The organism is Streptomyces sp. NPDC127092 (assembly GCF_042722475.1).
Lineage (GTDB): Bacteria > Actinomycetota > Actinomycetes > Streptomycetales > Streptomycetaceae > Streptomyces.
The window spans coordinates 1-1,002 of record NZ_JBHXFE010000445.1 but is presented as its reverse complement, the minus strand read 5'-3'; the positions used below and the strand labels follow the sequence as shown (position 1 = coordinate 1,002).

Here is a 1,002-nt window from a genome sequence, read left to right as displayed (position 1 = left end):
GCGGACCAGTGGGTCGCGGCCGGCAGCTGCGCCAGGTGCGGGGTGACGAGCGCACGCCACGCGAGGAACGAGTCGGACTCGCGGAAGGCCACGGTGTGGTCCTCGAGCGTGCGCCAGCCGATCAGCAGCCGGTAGCGCGCCGGGTCCTCCACCTGCCGGGACAGCGCGAAGGACGTCGCGCCCCCGTCCCGGAACAGCGGCTCGGCCTCGGCGACGGCGGCCTCGAACGCCGCCTCCGCCCCCGCCGCCACGTGCAGCTCCACCGACTCGATGACCGGACCGGCCGTCGTCGCGCCCTGCCCGCGGGCTCGTGGAGTGGCCGGTGAACCAGGCTGCGAGCTGGCCGTCCGCCTCGATGCCGACCTCGATCATGCGGTCGCGACCGAACTCCACCGACTGGCGGGCGGTCGCCACGAGGTGCGCGCCGAGCCTGGCGGGCGCCACGTAGGTGATCTCGGCGCGCCGGGTGACGGGGGCGGCGCCGAAGGTCGCCACGCAGTACGCCAGCGCCGAGTCCGCGAGGTGGAACAGGAAGCCGCCGTGGCAGATCTCGTGGGAGTTCACCATGTCCGCGGTGACGTCGCGGTGCAGCACCACGCGGCCCTCGGCCACCTCGCCGAGGGTGACGCCGTGCTCGCGCACCGCGGGGTCGTTCGCGTAGATCTCCTCGAGGCGGGCGAGGATCTCGTCCCGGCTCTGGCCGGACGAGCTCTGGGGGGTCTCAGTCATGGGCCCATTGTGTCGCAGGTCGCGCCGCCCCGCGCCTAGGGTGGCGGCGTGACGCAGACCACCTCCACCCCCGCGCGCCTCCGCGCCCGCGACGGCTTCGTGCTCGCGGCCCGCCACTTCGCCCCCACGACGGCGCCCCAGGCCCGGCCCGCCGGCGCGGTGGTGATCGCCCCCGCGACCGGGGTGAAGGCCACGTACTACCGGCGCTACGCCGAGTTCCTCGCCGGCCACGGGTTCCACGCGGTCACGTTCGACTACCGGGGTGTCGGGGAG

The 1,002-nt window shown here is 75.0% G+C and carries 1 protein-coding gene and 2 pseudogenes; 1 reads left to right on the top strand and 2 read right to left on the bottom strand.

Going from position 1 to position 1,002, the window contains the following annotated elements; genetic code table 11:
• The coding region (locus ACFWJO_RS41170) for an antibiotic biosynthesis monooxygenase (RefSeq protein ID WP_386873553.1) at positions 1-263 on the bottom strand (263 nt) is incomplete at its 3' end.
• A 172-nt stretch (positions 264-435) separates the two neighbouring features.
• Positions 436-729: pseudogene (locus tag ACFWJO_RS41165) on the bottom strand (hotdog domain-containing protein); the annotation flags it as partial.
• Positions 730-777: 48 nt separating this feature from the next.
• Between ACFWJO_RS41165 and ACFWJO_RS41160 the strand changes: the two are divergent.
• Positions 778-1,002: pseudogene (locus ACFWJO_RS41160) on the top strand (hypothetical protein); the annotation flags it as partial.